The sequence below is a fragment of the Roseateles chitinivorans genome (assembly GCF_002761755.1).
GTDB classification, from domain to species: Bacteria; Pseudomonadota; Gammaproteobacteria; order Burkholderiales; family Burkholderiaceae_C; genus Roseateles; species Roseateles chitinivorans.
In genome coordinates this window covers 1-456 of record NZ_PEOG01000206.1, presented here as the reverse complement: position 1 = coordinate 456, position 456 = coordinate 1, and the positions used below count along the sequence as shown (strand labels likewise).

Annotated in this window: 1 protein-coding gene; it reads right to left on the bottom strand. The window is 68.9% G+C overall.

The genetic code is table 11. The features are described from left to right. Positions 1 to 456 (bottom strand): MMPL family transporter (locus CS062_RS25390; protein WP_158238937.1); only part of this gene is annotated, 456 nt, incomplete at both ends.

The window sequence follows — 456 nt, the reverse complement described above, 5'->3', positions numbered from 1 at the left end:
GTTGCTCGGGGCGGTCGCGAAAAGCAGTGTCAGCAGCGCCAGTACCACGGTCGCGTTGCTGGCGATGATCGCCGGTGCGGCCGCGCGCACCGAGGCCTGCAGCGCGTCGCGGTGATTCTCGGTGCGGCCGAGTTCCTCGCGGTAACGCGAGATCAACAGCAGCGCATAGTTGGTGCCCGCTCCGAACACCAGCACGCTCGTGATGCCACCGGTCGAACCGTCCGGGTTCATGCCGAGGCCGGACGCGACGGCGGTGCCCACGACCGATCCGACACGGTCGGCGAAGGCGATCACCAGGAGCGGCACGAGCCACAGGATGGGGGAGCGGTAGGTGACGATGAGCAGCAGCGCCACCACGATGGCCGTGACCGCCAGCAGCGTGACATTGGCTCCCGCAAAGGAATTCGCGATATCGGCGCCGAACGCCGGGCCGCCGGTCACCTCGGCGCGCAGGTC